The sequence below is a fragment of the Rhizobium mayense genome (genome assembly GCF_030272705.1).
Lineage (GTDB): Bacteria > Pseudomonadota > Alphaproteobacteria > Rhizobiales > Rhizobiaceae > Rhizobium > Rhizobium mayense.
In genome coordinates this window covers 245,193-261,942 of the sequence record NZ_JARFYM010000004.1, presented here as the reverse complement: position 1 = coordinate 261,942, position 16,750 = coordinate 245,193, and the positions used below count along the sequence as shown (strand labels likewise).

The 16,750-nt window shown below is 60.7% G+C and carries 15 protein-coding genes; 3 read left to right on the top strand and 12 right to left on the bottom strand.

The genetic code is table 11. From position 1 onward, the window contains the following. Positions 1-41: 41 nt before the first annotated feature. Genes PY649_RS08540 through cuyA form a run of 10 tightly spaced genes read right to left on the bottom strand, consistent with a single transcriptional unit; the run spans position 42 to position 11,268 of the window. The gene (locus PY649_RS08540; RefSeq protein ID WP_285867830.1) at positions 42-2,408 is read right to left on the bottom strand and encodes a penicillin acylase family protein; all 2,367 of its coding nucleotides are present in this window, start codon (positions 2,406-2,408) and stop codon (positions 42-44) included. Positions 2,409-2,435: 27 nt separating this feature from the next. Next, positions 2,436-3,413 (bottom strand): ABC transporter ATP-binding protein, encoded by a 978-nt coding sequence (locus PY649_RS08535; protein ID WP_285867829.1) that lies wholly within the window; start codon positions 3,411-3,413, stop codon positions 2,436-2,438. Continuing rightward, positions 3,410-4,408: an ABC transporter ATP-binding protein gene (locus PY649_RS08530; protein WP_285867828.1), complete on the bottom strand. Its 999-nt coding sequence runs from the start codon at positions 4,406-4,408 to the stop codon at positions 3,410-3,412. The genes PY649_RS08535 and PY649_RS08530 overlap by 4 nt, the downstream gene beginning before the upstream one ends. A gap of 3 nt (positions 4,409-4,411) precedes the next feature. Further along, a complete protein-coding gene (locus PY649_RS08525) occupies positions 4,412-5,197 on the bottom strand; it encodes an SDR family NAD(P)-dependent oxidoreductase (RefSeq protein ID WP_285867827.1) in 786 nt (261 codons plus the stop codon). 17 nt (positions 5,198-5,214) lie between these two features. Beyond that, positions 5,215-6,078 (bottom strand): ABC transporter permease, encoded by an 864-nt coding sequence (locus PY649_RS08520; RefSeq protein WP_285867826.1) that lies wholly within the window; start codon positions 6,076-6,078, stop codon positions 5,215-5,217. Positions 6,079-6,088: 10 nt separating this feature from the next. Then, positions 6,089-7,009, bottom strand: a complete 921-nt coding sequence (locus PY649_RS08515) for an ABC transporter permease (protein ID WP_285867825.1) — start codon at positions 7,007-7,009, stop codon at positions 6,089-6,091. Between the two features lie 15 nt (positions 7,010-7,024). Continuing rightward, complete coding sequence (locus PY649_RS08510) at positions 7,025-8,518, bottom strand: ABC transporter substrate-binding protein (protein WP_285867824.1); 1,494 nt, start codon at positions 8,516-8,518, stop codon at positions 7,025-7,027. 45 nt (positions 8,519-8,563) lie between these two features. Next, positions 8,564-9,493, bottom strand: coding sequence for a polysaccharide deacetylase family protein (locus tag PY649_RS08505; protein ID WP_285867823.1), 930 nt, complete (start codon positions 9,491-9,493; stop codon positions 8,564-8,566). Positions 9,494-9,539: 46 nt separating this feature from the next. Next, the gene (gene cuyB, locus PY649_RS08500) at positions 9,540-10,244 is read right to left on the bottom strand and encodes a cysteate racemase (RefSeq protein ID WP_285867821.1); all 705 of its coding nucleotides are present in this window, start codon (positions 10,242-10,244) and stop codon (positions 9,540-9,542) included. A gap of 13 nt (positions 10,245-10,257) precedes the next feature. Beyond that, positions 10,258-11,268, bottom strand: coding sequence for a D-cysteate sulfo-lyase (gene cuyA / locus PY649_RS08495; RefSeq protein WP_285867820.1), 1,011 nt, complete (start codon positions 11,266-11,268; stop codon positions 10,258-10,260). Between the two features lie 102 nt (positions 11,269-11,370). On the opposite strand from cuyA, the gene PY649_RS08490 reads away from it, so the two are divergent. Further along, the gene (locus PY649_RS08490; protein WP_285867819.1) at positions 11,371-12,279 is read left to right on the top strand and encodes a LysR family transcriptional regulator; all 909 of its coding nucleotides are present in this window, start codon (positions 11,371-11,373) and stop codon (positions 12,277-12,279) included. 68 nt (positions 12,280-12,347) lie between these two features. Here PY649_RS08490 and PY649_RS08485 read toward each other — a convergent pair whose 3' ends face one another. After that, a complete protein-coding gene (locus tag PY649_RS08485; protein ID WP_285867818.1) occupies positions 12,348-13,109 on the bottom strand; it encodes a DeoR/GlpR family DNA-binding transcription regulator in 762 nt (253 codons plus the stop codon). Between the two features lie 88 nt (positions 13,110-13,197). Beyond that, positions 13,198-14,190: a 4-hydroxythreonine-4-phosphate dehydrogenase PdxA gene (gene pdxA / locus PY649_RS08480; protein ID WP_285867817.1), complete on the bottom strand. Its 993-nt coding sequence runs from the start codon at positions 14,188-14,190 to the stop codon at positions 13,198-13,200. 178 nt (positions 14,191-14,368) lie between these two features. Between pdxA and PY649_RS08475 the strand changes: the two genes are divergently transcribed. Together PY649_RS08475 and PY649_RS08470 are read left to right on the top strand one after the other, a co-directional pair. Then, positions 14,369-15,433, top strand: a complete 1,065-nt coding sequence (locus PY649_RS08475; protein ID WP_285867816.1) for a four-carbon acid sugar kinase family protein — start codon at positions 14,369-14,371, stop codon at positions 15,431-15,433. Between the two features lie 186 nt (positions 15,434-15,619). Beyond that, positions 15,620-16,738, top strand: a complete 1,119-nt coding sequence (locus PY649_RS08470; protein ID WP_285867814.1) for an iron-containing alcohol dehydrogenase — start codon at positions 15,620-15,622, stop codon at positions 16,736-16,738. Positions 16,739-16,750: the final 12 nt, after the last annotated feature.

Here is a 16,750-nt window from a genome sequence, read left to right as displayed (position 1 = left end):
CACATTGGCGTCGGCAATCTGAACGGGCAGCTTCATGCAAGTCAGACTTCGTCTGAAACGGGGACGAGCCGTATCAAGGTGGCGGTCATGGCGTCGACTTGAGGCCGACTGAACGCAAGCGGCACGTATTCGCCTTTCGACCAGGGCTCCGCGAGGTCGTCGTAATGGGGCGAGCGCGGGTCACCGGACTGGCCGGGCGTGTTGACGCAGACGCTGTTGTCCCAATCACCCACATCCATGACGAGACGCACGGATGCTCCGGCATTGACACCGAAATCGCTCATCCGATAGCCGGCATGCATCGGCGTCGAGCGGCTCCCGCCGAGCGACAGTGGGCCGACATTCCATTCGGCTGCGTTTTCCGTCTTCACGCGACTGGTCGCGTGCTCGAAGAGCGCCTTATGCAGGCTCCCCCATGCCCAGGCCACCGGATCGGCGCCGAGACGTTTTTCGCAATCGGCAAAGCCAGCAGAAAGCGTCGAAAGCAACATCTCGTCCCGCTCAGTGGCGCTCCAGCGTTCGCCAGGCGCGGTCAGAAAAGAGAGCATCCGATCGACATCACCCGGCAGGAGCAGCTGCCGAACGGTCGCATTCGGGGCAAATTTCGCAAGCAGCGCCGGCCGCAGGTGTTTCATCCACCAAACCTCGAACAAGGCTGCTGGTGCGCTCGTCGCCTCGAGGCGGTGATCCCAGTTCTTGAACAGATCCACCGACCGTTTCTGTTGGGCGTTGAGGGACTCACGTCCGGAAATCTTCGCGAGCAAGCCGCATATCGTGGCGGCGGGACGGGAATACACGTCCGTCTGCAGTGCCATCGAGGCTTTCAGCGAGTGCTTCGGGTCGGCGCTCAGGACGGATCTGATCCGTTGCGCGCGGCTGACCTCCGCCCATTCGTGACCGACAGACGGCGCCTTCGGATCGCGATCGGCGGGGAGGTTCATTTCGTTGGCGGAGGCCACGAAACCTTCGGCCGGATTGTATTTGCGCGGAAGCTGATCGGCCGGCAGGAAGCCATCCCATTCATGGGACCCATGGCCGGGTACCGGCAACAGGCCTTCCCAATTGCGCCGCACGGGCGTGAAACCCGCGGTGAACCAGCCGATATTTCCATTCACGTCAGCGCTGACATGGTTGACCGAAGGCGTTCCCCAATGAGAAAGGCTCTCTGAAAAGGCCGTCACGGTATTGGTGCGCATATAGGACAGGCTGCCGAGATAGGCGGCCGAGCCGGGTGACAGCCAGACGGAGCGCATGGCAATCGCCAGACGCTTTGTCCGATCCTCATGCAGGATCGGACCATGGCGGGTGAAGGACAGAACCAGTGTCTGGTCGTCATAGCCCTTGACTTCGAAGGTTTCAGAAACGCGGTCGATGGTGTCCCAGCCATCGCCGTAGCGATATTGCTCCGGATCGCCGTCCTTCGTCTCGTAGACATAGACGTCTTCCTGGTCGGCACCGAAGATGGTGAGACCAAAGGCAATCTTTTCATTATGGCCGAGCGAAATGCCCGGAGCGGTGGGCTCGCCCGTGCCGATGGCGTTGAAGCCTGCCGCCTGGAGATGCACGAGGTAACGCAACGACGGCACGGCATGTGCCCGGTGCGGGTCGCTTGCGAGGATCGGGCGGCCGGTTTCCGTACGTGAGCCGTGGACGGCCCAGTTGTTGGAGCCTTCTTCCGCGACACGCTGGATTATGTCGCCCAAATCGGTCACCTCCGTCCACTTCCAGACGTCGTCCAGGGTGGCGGCAAGGCGGGCCCTATCGAAGGTGACGGGGGCTGTGGCCAGTTTGAACATGCGGGTCGCCTCGAGCGGAATATCGGCGAGCACGATGCCATCGGCCGGCTTCGGTTCGACCGGCGGTTCGATCTCGTAACGAAGCAGATCGGTCTCTGCGTCGGCGAGCGCCATGATGTTGGCGCGCAGGATTTCGGAGAGCCCGTTGCGGGTGAGCGCATGGCTTCGGACGCGCACGACGTCGGACGGCTGCCAGCGGGCGGGCCTGGTGGCGAAGACGGCGAACTCCGGAGGCAGGCGGTCGGGTTCGGCCTCGCAGAGCGCGATATAGGCGTTGATGCCGGCGGTGAAGGCAGTGCAGATAGCTTCCGTATCCGGTGCGTAAGCCCTCCATTCCGGCGACATGTCACCGCGATAGAGGAAATGCCGGGCGGCATGGTCCTGCGCCAGATAACCGGGGCCGAAATCGGCGGCCAGCAAGCCGAGGCCGCGCTTGCGCCAGAGATCGAGCTGCCACAGCCGGTCCCGGGCGGCATTGAAGCCTTGCGCGAAAAACAGATCCTTCTCGGTCGCCGCTCTGATGTGGGGAATGCCCCAGCGATCGATGCGGATCTCAGCCTCGGCATCGAGGCCGGGGACTTGGAGCGTGACGGTCATTGGGGCATCGTTCATCGTGGCATTCTTTTCGTGTGGTTGCGGCTACGCGTGGTGACAGGCGACACGCGCCCCATCGGGGCGAGAAGTAAGTTCCGGTCGCGTTTTTGTGCAGATCTCGGTCGCCAGCGGGCAACGTGTGTGGAAGGCGCAGCCCGAGGGGATGTTCGCCGGACTTGGGAGGTCGCCGCCGAGGATGATCCGTTCCTTCGAACGCTGAACGACAGGATCGGCCTCCGGCACAGCCGACATCAACGCCTTCGTGTAGGGGTGTTTGGGGTTGGCGAAGAACGTATCCCGGTCTGCCATCTCCACGAAACGGCCGAGATACATAACGACGACGCGGTCGCAGATATGCCGCACCACACCGAGATCGTGAGACACGAAAAGATAGGAAACGCCGGTGCGCTTCTGCAGGGCGACCAGCAGGTTCAGGATCTGCGCCCGCACCGAGACATCGAGCGCCGAGACCGGCTCGTCACAGATGACGAGGTCCGGCTCGAGCGCCAGCGCGCGGGCAATGACCACGCGCTGGCGCTGGCCACCGGAGAACTGATGCGGATAGCGGTCCGCATGTTCAGCCCTGAGGCCCACTTGCTGGAGCAGCGTCGCGACGCGTGCTTTCAGCTCCTTGCCCTTGGCAACGCCGCGGACGATCAGCGGTTCGGCGATCGTAGCACCCACCGTCGAGCGCGGGTCGAGAGACAGCGCCGGATCTTGAAAAATCATCTGCACTTTGCGGCGGATGTCATTGAGCTTTTTGCGGTCGGCAGCCACGACTTCCTCGCCGCTGACCTTGATGCTGCCGGAGACCGGTGCCTGCAGGCCGACGATCGTGTTGGACAGCGTGGACTTGCCGCAGCCGGATTCACCGACCAGTGCAACAGTCTCGGCGCGGCCGATCTCCAGGTCGACGCCGTTGACGGCCTTCACGACGGGGCCAGGCTTCGACAGGAAGCCGCCGCGACCGCCGAAATGAACGGCGATATCACGGATTTCCAGAACTTTATGTGCGCCGCTCATGCCGCCACCCCGCTGATTTCGGCCATGCGATCGACATGCCAGCAGGCGGAACGATGCCTCTTGTCCCCACAAGCGATCAACGGCGGCTGTTCCGTCCAACACTTGTCGGTCACAAGCGGACAACGGTCCGCGAAACGACAACCGGCGCCGAATTCGTTTGGCGTCGGCACTGTCCCCTCGATGGTCGCCAGATCCGCCTTCGGCGCGTCATCAAGTTTCGGAACGCTGGCAAGCAGAAGCGCGGTGTATGGGTGCTTGGGCTCGCGGAACAGGGCATGGACGGGCGCGATCTCTGCGATACGGCCGGCATACATCACCGCCACCTCGTCGGCGATGTCGGCGACCACACCCATGTCATGGGTGATCAGCACGATCGCCGTGCCGCGTTCGGCAACCAGCTTCTTCATGAGGTCGAGGATTTGCGCCTGGATGGTCACATCGAGCGCTGTGGTCGGCTCGTCGGCGACAAGAAGGCGCGGGCCGTTGATCAGGGCGATCGAGATCATGATGCGCTGGCACATGCCGCCGGAAAGCTCGAAGGGATATTGATCGAGCCGCCTGGTCGGATCAGGAATGCCGACATCGATCAGCATCTGCCGAGCCTTCTCATAAGCCTCGGTCTTCGAGACGCCGTGATGAACCGAGTACGCCTCGGCGATCTGCGCGCCGACGGTGGTCAGCGGATCGAGGGATGCGCTCGGCTCCTGGAAAATGATGGAAATATCCTTGCCGCGTGCCTTTCGGAACTGCCGTTCCGACATGGCTGCGAGGTCAGTGTCTCCCAGCACGATCCGGCCACTGCTGCGGCGGGCGGCGGGCGGCAAAAGGCCGAGCATGGCATAGGATGTCAGCGACTTGCCGCAACCCGACTCGCCCACCAACGCCAAGACCTTGCCCGGCGCGACGGTAAAGGAGACATCGTCGACGACTTTGGCCTGCCCGATGTTAATGGTCAGCCCCTCAACTGTGAGCAGCGGATTTGCGACAGAATTCATGGCTCAATCCCCTGCGGATTTTATGCGTTCGGGGCGCTTGTAGTTGCCGATCGAATTGCCGCCGTCGACGGATAGAACGGCGCCGGTGATGAAGGCGGCCTTGTCGGAGCAAAGATAGGCGATCGCGCCCGGCGCATCTTGCGGCCCGCTGGCGCGGCCGAGCGGGATGTTCTTCAGCATGTTGGTGACGTATTCATCGGAAAGCTCGCTCACCTCGCTGCCCGGCGCGAAGCCCGGTTCGACGACATTGACTCGGATGCCGTATTCGGCAAGCTCCATCGCGAAGCCCTTGGTCAACCGCTCAATTGCGGTCTTCGAGGTGCAGTAGGGCACCGAATTCTGGTTCATCTTGCGGGCGGCGCCCGAGGAGATGTTGATGATCGACCCGGCCTTTCCTTCGGCGATCATCAGTTTGGCGAATTCGCGCGACAGAACGAAAGGGGCGCGCAGATTTACGCCGAAAACGCGGTCCCAGTCAGAGAATTCCATGTCGAGCAAGCTGAAGCGGGTATAGATGCCGGCATTGTTCACGAGAATGTCCGGGGCCCTCCATTCACGCTTTACGAGGTCGACGAGTTCGAGCATGGACGCGTCGCTGGTGAGCTCAGTGGCGTGCAGCAGAACCTGCGAGCGATCCAGATCAAGTTCCGCGACCGCCCTTTCCAACCCGTCCATCCGGATATCGCTGAGGCAGAGCCTAGCGCCTTCCTTGGCGAAATAGGCAGCGATCCAGCGGCCGAAAATGCCGGCGGCGCCGGTGATGACGATAGTCTTGTTTTCAAATTCCATGGCAAAAACCTCAGAGATCAACGGACGCGGGATCGAGGATCAATCTCGTCACGCAACCAGTCGCCCAATACGTTAACGGAGAAGACCAGCAGAAAAAGGCAGGCGCCGGGAAAAGCCACCATCCACCAGGCGCGTTCGAGATATTCGCGGCCGACGCTCATGATGGAGCCCCAGCTTGCCGCGGGCGGCTGGATGCCGAGGCCGAGGAAGGAAAGGCCGGCTTCCATCAGGATCATGAGGCCGAATTCGGCGGTCGCAACGATCAGGATTGGTCCGGCGATGTTCGGCAGGACGTGGTGGAAGAGGATGCGCGCCGCCCCGGCACCGGCAAGCTCGGATGCCTTGATGAACGGCAGGTTGGCAACCTGCAATGTCTGCGCATAAGTGACACGCGTATAACGCGGCCAACGGGTAAGGCCGAGTACCAGCACGAGCTTCAGGAAGCCGGGACCAAGGACGGCGACGGTGAGCACTGCCAGAAGAATGGCCGGGATCGACATCATGATATCGACAAGCCGCATGATGGCGATCTCGACCTTGCCGCGGAACCAGCCGGCCAGCATGCCGAGTGTTACGCCGACCAGCGTCGAGACGACAACGGACAGCACCGCTACGGAAAGCGATACTCGGGCGCCGTAAAGCGTGCGTGAAAGCAGGTCGCGCCCCAGATCGTCCGTCCCGAGCCAATAGGTGAAGCCGCGTAACTCGAAGCCTGGCGGCTTCAGGCGCGCGAGCAGTGTCTGCTTATTCGGATCAGCTGGAGCCACCCAGGGAGCAAAGGCTGCGAGCAGAACGATTACCAGAAGAATGAATGCGACCAACAGGACCGAAAGAGGTACGCGCCGAAGGCGGTTTCCAATGGTGAGGGCGGCGAAGGTCATGGCGGCCTCCTCAGCGGATCAGGCGGATGCGCGGATCGACGAGCGCGTAGACGAAGTCGGCGAGCACGCTGGTCAGCACATAAACGAAGGAGATCAGAAGGACGATGACCTGGACGACCAGGAAGTCGCGCGACTGGATGGATTGGATGGCAAGCTGGCCTATGCCCGGCCAGGCAAAGACTGTCTCAATGATGACGGCGCCGGCGAGCAGGTTGCCGATTTCGAGTGCGGCAATGGTGATGACCGGGATGGCTGCATTGCGCAATACGTGCCGGACGACCACGGAGCCGAGCGACAGGCCGCGGGCGCGCCCGGCGCGGACATAGTCCTTGCCGAGTTCGTCAATGACCGAGATGCGGGTCATGCGGGCGAAGGTGGACATGGAGATCGCGCCAAGCGCTATCGAGGGCATGATCAGCGAGGCGAAGTCGCCGGAGCCGGAGGTCGGCAACCAGCGCAGCGTCACGCCGAAGACGAAGATCAGCACGATGCCGGAGAGAAAGGTGGGGACGCTCTGACCAGTGACCACGATGCCGGTCAGCAGCCGTTCGATGGCGCTGCCGCGGCGCGTCGCCATGATGACGCCGGCCGGAATGCCCATGCCGATCGCGACCACCAGCGCCCCTGCGGCAAGCATGACGGTGTAGGGCACGCGGGAAAGAACAATATCGAGGGCGGGGGCTCGCTGGACGACTGAACTGCCGAAATCCAGCTGCAGCAACCCCTTCAGATATTCCAGATATTGTACCCAGATCGGCTGGTCGAAGCCAAGCTGATGGCGCAGTTGCGCAATCATTTCCGCCGAAGCATCCTGGGGGACGAGGAGCAAGGTCGGATCCCCCGAGAGATGCATGACGACGAAGACGATGGTAAGAACGCCAAAGATCGCGACGACAGCTTGTAGCAACCGCTGGACGGCGTAGTTCAACATGGCCGTTATCTCGCCTTACTGTTGCCAGCTCATGTCCATGACGAACATGGCTTCATTGGCAGTCGGCTCCCACTTCAGCTTCTTGTTCGCCCCGTAGAGCGCATAGATCTGATAAAGCCCCAGTCCAGGGACATCCTGCTGAAGGATTTGATAGGCCTGCTTGTACAGATCCTTGCGCTTTTCCTGGTCAAGCGTAGAGCGCGCCTGGTCCACGAGGGTGTCATACTTGTCGTTCTTGTACTTTGCCCAAATGCCGCCACTGCGGAAAAGCGGAAAGATGATGCCGTCGGCATCCTGGCAGGCACAGGACCACGCGCCGAAGGCAAGTCCGCCGGCATTGGCCGGATCGCCTTGACGTCGCTTCAGGAATGTAGCCTGATCGCTGGAGGAAATCTCGACCTTCAGCCCGGCTTCACTGATCATCTGCTGAATGGCCTCGACAAGAGCGCGGCTATACGAAGGCGACGTCAGAAATTCGATCGTCTGGCCTTCCGCGCCGGCTTGCTTGATCAATTCGGCTGCCTTGGCGGGATCATAGGGATAGCCCTTGACTTCATCGGTAAACCCGAAAACCGGCTCCGCTCCAACGACATCCACCGGCTTGCCGTAACCCTCGAGCAGGGCATCGACTAGACCCTGCTTGTCGATGGCATAGGCTATCGCCTGACGGACGCGAAGGTCCTTCGTAGGACCGGCTTCAGCGTTGATGTAGAGATAGCCAATCCGTTCGGTAGGGCCGGAAAGCAACTGCGTATTAGGGTCTTCCTTGAGGCTGGATGCCTGATCCGGCTGCACGTCGCGAATGAGATCCGCCTTGCCGGTCTTCAAATCGGCGATGCGGGTTGAGACGTCGGGCACAGCGCGGAAAACGACATGCTGGAACGGTGGCTTGGCGCGCCAGTAGTTCGAATAGGCTTCCAGGTCGGTCTCAACGCCCTTCTGCCAATTGGTCATCTTGTAAGGGCCGGAGCCCATGGGCTTCTGGTTGAATTCCTGGTCGCCGACCTTCTCGACATAGGCTTTCGGCACGATGGACAGCTTGACGAGCTGGGCCAGCAGCGCCGGATAAGCGGACTTAGTGGTCATCTTGACGACCGTCGGGCTCGTCGTCTCGGCCTTGGCGATCTGGTCGAACTGCGAGAGCTGCGGGCTTTTCAGCTTCGGATCGATGATGCGGTTGATCGAGAACGCTACGTCGTCCGCAGTCAGCTTCGTGCCGTCCTGGAAGGTCACGTCGTCGCGGATCTGGAACTCGATCGTCTTGTCGTCGAGATACTTCCAGGACTTGGCGATCTGCGGAACGATCTCGCCCTTGGAGTCGCGCGTCAGAAGGTTGTCGAAGATGTTTCGATAGATGATGTAGCTGTCGGTATTCCACTGCAGATGCGGGTCGAGCGTCGCTGCATCATTTGGCAGATCGATGGTCAGCGTGTCCTTGGTCTGGGCCAGCGCGGTCGACGCGGAAAGCGCCAGTAGCAAGACAGATATGGAAGCAAATTTTGCAGGCATTGTTCGTTCCCTTGTTTTCCTTGGTTGCTGCATTCGAGCATTCGTTCAAGCCGCCTTTTCAGCGGTCTTCAGGCCTGCTTTCTCGGCACAGTAGCGCGCCAGTTCCGCATGAGTGCAGAACCAGACGTCACCTTTCGACTTCGCAAGGCGGATGATTTCTTCGACGATGAAGATGCGTGAGCGGTGGCCGATATGATGTGGGTGCATGGTGAGTTGGAACAGTCCACCTTCCTCGTAGGCGACCTCTAGTTCACGGCTGAAGATGTCGAGCATCATTGCCGGCCCGCCATAGGGGCGGGCGCCGGTCATCCGGTCCATCGCCACATAGGGCGCGTCATCACGGATCCATTCGACGGGGATCTCGACAACACCCGTGGGCTCGCCATCCTCCAGAAGCTCGTAGGGCTCCTCGTCCGCCATCAGAGATGAATCGTAGAGAAGCCCCATCTCGCGGGCAATCTTCAGCGTATGGGGGCTGAAATCCCAGGAGGCCGTCCGCATGCCCACGGGACGTGCGCCGGACATTTTTTCCAGCACGTCAGCAGCACGGAGCGCCAGATCGCGCTCGGTCTCCTCGTCGAGGCGGGAATTGAACTCGTGGATCCAGCTGTGGATTCCAAGCTCGTGCCCGGCCGAAACGACGGTCTTGACCTCTTCCTCGTTGATCATTGCCGAGACGGCCGGCATGAAGAAGGAGGCTGGCACGGAATGTTTCTCAAGGATTCGGAGGATACGATGGATGCCGCGCCGAGCGCCATATTGCCCGCGGCTCATCGTACCGAACGATGTTCCGCCGTTCTTGAGCTCCATCGTCTCATGATCGCTGTCGAACGACAGCGCCACAGCCAATCGCGCATCGCTCTTCCAGCGATCCGGTTTCAGAGAGCGCCCAGCTCTGACGTGATCGACCTTCTGGCGCCATACGGCCTCATCCCAGAGCCAGGGTTGATTGCTCTCTGTCGACGAAATACTCATACTCTCCTCCTTCTATCTATCGACCTACACCCCCCAAGTGCGTGGCTTATTGCGTTTGATCCGTTGTCGAAAAGTGAACGATCGCCTCGGTGAGGCAATCAAGCGTGTCGAAGACCTTCGCATCGCTCGCGACCGCATCGGCTATCAGCGAATATTCAGTGCACGCAATCATCTGGACATCGGCACCTTGGGCAAGAAGGGCCTCCGAGGCCGCCATCAGCCTGGCCCTGACCTCTTCATTTGGCCCCTCCGCTTTCAAACGGCGGATCATCCACAAAAGCGCGGCCTCGTCGTCGTGATAGACCGGTTGCAGCTCCGCCGCCGCGAGCGCGCTCTCGAAGAGCTTGATGCGACGCACGGCGGGTGAGGCCAGAATGCCGACCCTTCCGCCAGGCGCTGCCAGTTGTCGGGCTCGTCGGACCGAAAGCTCCACCATGTTAAGGAACGGCACACTGGTCGCGGCAGAAATGGCCGGGACGAAATGGTGTGCCGTGTTGCAGGGCATAGCCAAAGCCTCGGCTCCGGCAGCCTGCAGGCGGCGCGCCATATCCGCCAAGACAGGGCCGGGGTCTTCGCCGGTCCCCTCTATCAAGCGCTGCAGGCGCGAGGGGACCTGCGGGTTCTGGTCAACGAGCAACGGAATATGGTCAGCGTCGTCATTGGCTTTGACCGCGGCCAATACCTTCTGCATGAGAAGAACCGTCGCCTCTGGTCCCATGCCCCCCAGAATGCCAACCCGGCGAAGAACCATCTCCGTTACCTCCTCAGCGCCCGGTGGCTGGCGAAAGGATTGAGTCGTAGCCGAAGAGAGCAGCTGATCCGCCGGTATGCAGGAAGACGATCCGCTCACCCGCCTTGAAACGTCCCTTGCGGCAGTAGTCGATCAATCCAGCCGCAGCCTTTCCGGAATAGACGGGATCAAGCAAGATCGCCTCGTACTTGGCGAACATCGCAATCGCCTCGAGTGTGTCGGTGCCCGGCACGCCATATCCTGCTCCGACGTAGTTGCAGTCGGCAACCACATCCTCGCGCCGCACGACGCCAGGGCATCCGAGCTTCTCAGCCGTTCGAACCGCAAGATTGAAGACGCTCTCTTCCTGCTTCTCCTTCGGAGCGCGCACACCCATTCCTAACAAGGGGATCGGCGCATTGATCGCCTTCAATCCGGTAATCAGCCCAGCGTGCGTTCCGGCACTGCCGGTCGCCGTCACGATATGATCGATAACCAGTCCGCGGTCGTCGGCTTGCGCGACCAGCTCGAAGGCGCAATTGACGTAACCGAGGGCGCCCGTCGGGTTCGAGCCACCGCCCGGTATGACGTAGACGTTGCGGCCTTCAGAGCGAAGCTTGTCGGCAAGCTTTTCCATTTCGGCCTGCATGTCGCTGCCACCCGGCCGCTTATCGGTCGTAGCGCCGTGGAGATGATCCAGCAGGACGTTGCCGTTGTAGTTGTAGTTTGGATCATTGGACCCGGTGCGATCCTCCAGCAGGATGCGGCAGGTCATTCCGAGTTTTGCGGCGGCGGCGGCAGTCTGGCGCGCATGGTTAGATTGGGTTGCCCCTTGCGTGATCACCGTGTCGGCGCCCTGTGCGAGGGCCTCTGCCATCAGGAACTCAAGCTTGCGCGTCTTGTTGCCGCCCGTCGAGAGCCCGGTGCAGTCATCGCGCTTTATCCAGATTTCCGGTCCCCCCAGTTCGTGAGACAGGCGGTCCAATCGCTCGAGCGGCGTCGGCAGGTGAGCGAGGTGAATGCGGGGAAAACGAGCCAGATGCATGAAATTGTCTCCAAACTTGCGTTTTGGGACTTTCTCAGATCATTTGCCGCCGTTCAAATTCGAAATACTTGAATCAATATGCAAAATTTGCAACATAGAACTATGCGACTAGATTGGCTCGAAGACATTCTCGCGGTAGCCGAAACCGGTTCGTTCACGGAAGCGGCGGAGCGGCGTCGACTGACACAATCCGCATTCTCCCGACGGATCCAGCAGATCGAGGACCATGTGGGTGTCGAGCTCTTCGATCGCCGGTCCAAACCAATTCGCCTGCGCCCCACCACCGAGAGCCAGCGTGAGACGATCGCGCTTCTGGTGGGGCAGTTACGGCAGCTTGTTCTTGACCTCAGGCGCGGTGATAAGACCTCGGCCAATCGCATCATAATCGCAAGTCAGCATTCTCTAACGGCTATCCTCGCTCCATCGATCATAGAAAGCGCCCAGGCGCGCGACCCGCATACTTTCGTGAAGGTCCGTTCAGCCAATCTCGATGAATGTTTCTCCCTGCTCCTGTCGCGGCAGGTGGATTTTGCCCTCCTGTACCGCAATCCAGGTTGGCAGCATCCCGTCAGACCGGATTTCGTTGAAACCGTGATGATTGGGACGGAACGCCTCGTTCCCACAATTGGAGCTCCTCACGCCGCATGGGTGCGCGACAAGATCATGGAGAAGGATCTCCCCTATATCGCCTATCCCGCCGAGGTTTTCTTCGGGGAGGTCATGGAAAGAAACATCCTGTCGAAGTTAAGAGACGAGTGTCAGGTCGTGGCGAAAGCCGAAACCGCCCTCACCATGGCGGCGCTGGAAATGGCAGCCGCGGGCTTCGCGGTAGCCTGGGTCCCATCCTCACTGGCGCATGCAAGGATCTCAGATGGGACCCTGGTCGATCTTTCGGATCGGTTGCCGAGTTGTGATCTCGAGGTGACCGCGATCCGGTTGGTCGATCCGTCCGGCGAACGTTCCGAGCAACCCTTCTGGTCTCAGTTGACGGCCTTGGCAGCGCTCGCGTAACAGCAAAACGGGTGTTATCAGGTTAAAATCTCGTTTTCCAATGTGCGATTACGCTGAAACGGCGCAATTCATGCGCTAATCGTAAAACCCGCCTCACGATATTGCTGCCGCATGTGTTCGCTTGCTTCATCAGTCAGCAATCTTGCGCCCTTTGGCAGCCTTGTCCAAAAAGGTAGCGTCTGATCCTGAAATTTGGTCGCGTCGGCCAGCACGATGGTCGCCTTGGTCCGTTGCATGGCGACTTCTTTCAGGCGGACCTGTTCCAGCGTTGTTTCGCCGAGACCGAACTCGGCGGAAACCGAATCTGCCCCAAGAAAGATTTTTTCGAAGCGAAAGGCCTCGATGGTGCGCTCCGCAAGCGGGCCGAACACGCCTTCCGAATTGGCACGGTAGCGGCCCCCGAGCAGGAAAAGTTCGATGGAGGCGATATTCGCCAGAATGGCGGCGACGCGGTGCGACTGTGTGACGACGACGAGACCGTTCAGGCTGTCTTGCATGAGGGCGAGTTTTTCCGCGAAGGCGCCGACGGTCGTGCCGGCATCCAGAAAGATCGTAGAGGCCCCGTCGAGTGCCTCGAAAGCCGCTTCGGCGATCCTGCGCTTTGCGGCCGCGGCGACCCGCATACGGAAATCGAAGGTCGGCTCGGCTCGTTGCAGCAACGTCGCGCCTCCATAGGTGCGGGCAATCACACCCTCGTCCGCAAGGGCTGCCAGATCGCGCCTCACCGTCGCGACCGAAACGCCAAGCGCGGCGCTCAAGGCCTGGACAGTGGGCGCCCCTATCTGGAGCAGCCGCAGCAGCGCGTCCTTTCTCTGGTTAAAACCGCTCATGATGACCCCCTCGCGACCATTCGATCCAAGCCGGCCACACGACGGAATTCGGCGGACCGGCAAACTCGCCGACGGGCCAATAGCATGATCAAACCGCCTTGCCGGACAGAATAGCAGCTTGGCGCAACGCATAGATCAGGCTGCGCTCATCGGCCTTGCCCTGGCCGGCGATATCGAATGCGGTTCCGTGATCGACCGACGTGCGAACGATCGGCAGACCCACGGTAACGTTGACGCCTTCCTCGATGCCGAGCACCTTTACGGGCCCGTGTCCCTGATCGTGGTACATGGCCACGACGAGATCGAAATCGCCCCGCACGGCGCGGAAGAAGAGGGTGTCCGCGGCGAGTGGCCCGGACACGTCATAGCCTTTCCCGACTGCTTCGGCGACGGCCGGTGCGATCTTGATCGCTTCCTCATCATGCCCGAAGAGCCCGTTTTCGCCGGCATGCGGGTTGATGGCGCAGACGCCGATGCGGGGCTCACGGTCCATCATGCCGATGAGCGCCGCGCGCCCGCGCTCGATCGTCCTGAGAACCAGCCCCGGCTCGATCTTCGCGATGGCGTCGATGAGGCCGATGTGAGTCGTCACATGGACGACGCGCAACTTCGGCGAAGCCAGCATCATCGAGACTTCGTTGGTGTTGGTCAGGTGCGCGATGAGTTCGGTGTGCCCGGGATAGCGATGTCCCGCAAGATGCAGCGCTTCCTTGCTCAGGGGCGCCGTGCAGATGGCATCGATCTGCCTGGATTGGGCAAGCTCAACGGCCGAGACGATGAATTGATAAGCGGCTTCACCGCCCTCGCGGCTGACGACGCCGAAGGGCAGGTCGGACGGGAGGTTGCCCGTCTGGAGAATGTCTATTCCGATCTCCTCGCCGGCATCGCCAACCGCGGCGATCGGCCGGATCGCCGCCGTTGTTTGGACAATGGCGGCGGCCTTCTGCATCCTGTCCAAATCACCCACGACCACAGGGCGGCAAATCTCCCGTACTGTCGGCAAGGAAAGCGCCTTGGCGATGATCTCCGGTCCGATGCCGGAAGGGTCGCCCATGGTGATTGCTATAACTGGTTTCGTCATTGGTCCGTCCTCGGAAATGTCTGCGATCGGGGGATACGCCGTTGAGCATCATGAAACCGCATCTCTCTGATCTTTTCAATCAAATATTCCAGAAATGATTGATTCGATCATTTTGTTTGACGTTTTGGCCCTTTCTCCGCTAGCAATCTGAGTGAACCGTTCATCGTGAAGGACAGCCATGCCCCTGGAAATCGCCATCATCGCCGATGATCTGACCGGCGCCATCGATACGGCGACGCCGTTCGCGCAATGTGGAATGTCGGTCGCAGTCGCTCTCAGCCCGGATCATTTGGACAGGGCAATGGCGGCGGATCCAGCCGTGCTGACCGTTGCAACCGGTACGCGGCATATGAGCGAGGCCGAAGCGCAAGCATGTCTGCTCCGCACGACCGATCTGCTTCGGCAGTTCTCGCCAAAGGTCTATTTCAAGAAAATCGACAGTCGATTGAAGGGAAATGTCGTCGCGGAATCCGTCGCCATGCTGCAGGGTCTGCAGCGCGATCAGATCGTCATCGTCCCGGCCATTCCCGAACAGGGGCGTTTGCAACTGGCGGGGCACGTGACGGGCATGGGCGTCGATCAACCGATCCCACTGCCGGCCTTCCCCACTTCAATCGACGTTCATGCCCCCGACATTGCAACTCAGGCCGATCTCGCGGCCGTCGCCGCAGGGATTTTGGCCGATCCTCATGTACTTGCCATCGGAGCAAGAGGCCTGGGGCAGGCGCTGGCGGAACACTTAGCGAAAGGAACCGATTGCGTCGTCCCGGCCGCGTTCGAGTTTCCCCTGCTGATCGCCGTGGGCTCGCGTGATCCCATCACCATCCGTCAAATGGTGCATCTGACGCGTGTCCGTGCCGGCGTGATGGATGTCGCCGCTCCAAATGGAGAGGTTCCTCCAATTGCGACGCAGCATTCCCCCGTGACGCTGGTGCGGTGCATAGAGGCCCGATCCGCCGAAAATAGCGCGACCGTTGCCGGCCGCTTCGGAGAAGGAATCGCTGCGTTGATGCAGCGCCAAATGCCGCGCACTTTGATCGCATCGGGCGGCGATACCGCTGCCGCCATTCTGCGGGCTGCCGGCGTCGATACGTTGCACCCGATCGGCGAAATCGAGGCAAGCCTGCCGATCTCCTCCTTCAACCTCTGGGGCAGAGCCGTACATCTGATCACCAAATCCGGAGGTTTCGGTGGTGAGGACGTCCTAAGCGAAATCGTGGGTGGGGCGCGTTTTCCGGCCTGATCGGCATGCAGGGTCGCCCGGACAACGGTGTGCTGACGTCGGCCGGAAATCCACGGAACGCCAAAAAAATCACTTGCGCATAAAAACTTATATTTAGTATAAGCATTTTAGGGGTGAGGAACGCCAGGTGATCCGACTGGCCATGGGTCCGCATATCCCTATGTATTTTCGTGGGAAATTGCGCCAATGCTAACATCGTCATCGTCCATCACCCTGATCCGACCACGGGCAATCGAGTTCGGACCAGGCTCCGTTTCGAAGGTAGGAGAGTGGATGGCAGGCCGTTTTCAGCGCATCCTGGTGGTTGCCGATGCCTTCAATTCGAAGCGTGTCGATCTGCTCGGTCTGAGTGGGAAGGTCACGATTTTTGCAGAGGTTCGTCCGGAACCGGATATTCCCAATCTGGAAGCTTTGCTCGCTGTTGCGGAGGCTGCGGACCCGGACCTCGTCATCGGCTTCGGGGGCGGAAGCGCCATGGATCTGGCCAAGCTTGCCGCGGTCCTGCCCGGTAGCGGCTGTCGCATCACCGACGTGGTTGGCGTCGAGCGGGTGCCGGCCAAGCAGGCCGCCCTCGTTCAGGTGCCGACGACGTCCGGGACCGGCAGTGAAGCGGGAACGCGTGCCCTGGTGACGGATCCGGTCACGAAAAACAAGCTTGCGGTGCAGAGCAGCCATATGCTGGCCGACCTGGCCGTCATCGATCCGGAACTCACCCTTACGCTTCCTGCGCAAGTCACCGCCGCAACCGGCGTCGATGCCATGGCCCATTGTGTGGAGGCGTTCACAAGCCGGCGCGCGCATGTCAGCATCGACATGTATGCGATAGAGGGTGTGCGCCTTGTCGGGAAATACCTGAAGCGGGCGGTCGTAGACGGTTCCGATATGGAGGCTCGCTCAGGATTGTCGCTGGCGTCGCTCTATGGCGGCTACTGTCTCGGCCCGGTTAATACGACTTCGGGACACGCCGTCGCCTATCCCCTCGGCACACGTCATCATATCGCACACGGCGCGGCCAACGCCCTGATCTTCCCTCACACGCTGGCGTTCAACGCCCCGGCGGTGCCGGAGAAGACGGCGGAGATTCTGTCTGCCTTGAACGCGCCTTGGCATACCTCGGTCTTCGATGCAGCCTATGATTTCTGCCACGGGCTTGGCTGTGAGATGAAGCTTTCGCAATTCGCCGTTCCACGTAGCGACCTTCCGGCCATGGCGGATGAGGCCCATGCCATCCGCCGGCTGCTCGACAACAATCCTCGCGATATGTCGCGTGACGACATTCTTACGATCTACGAGGCGGCTTACTGACAATTTTTCAAG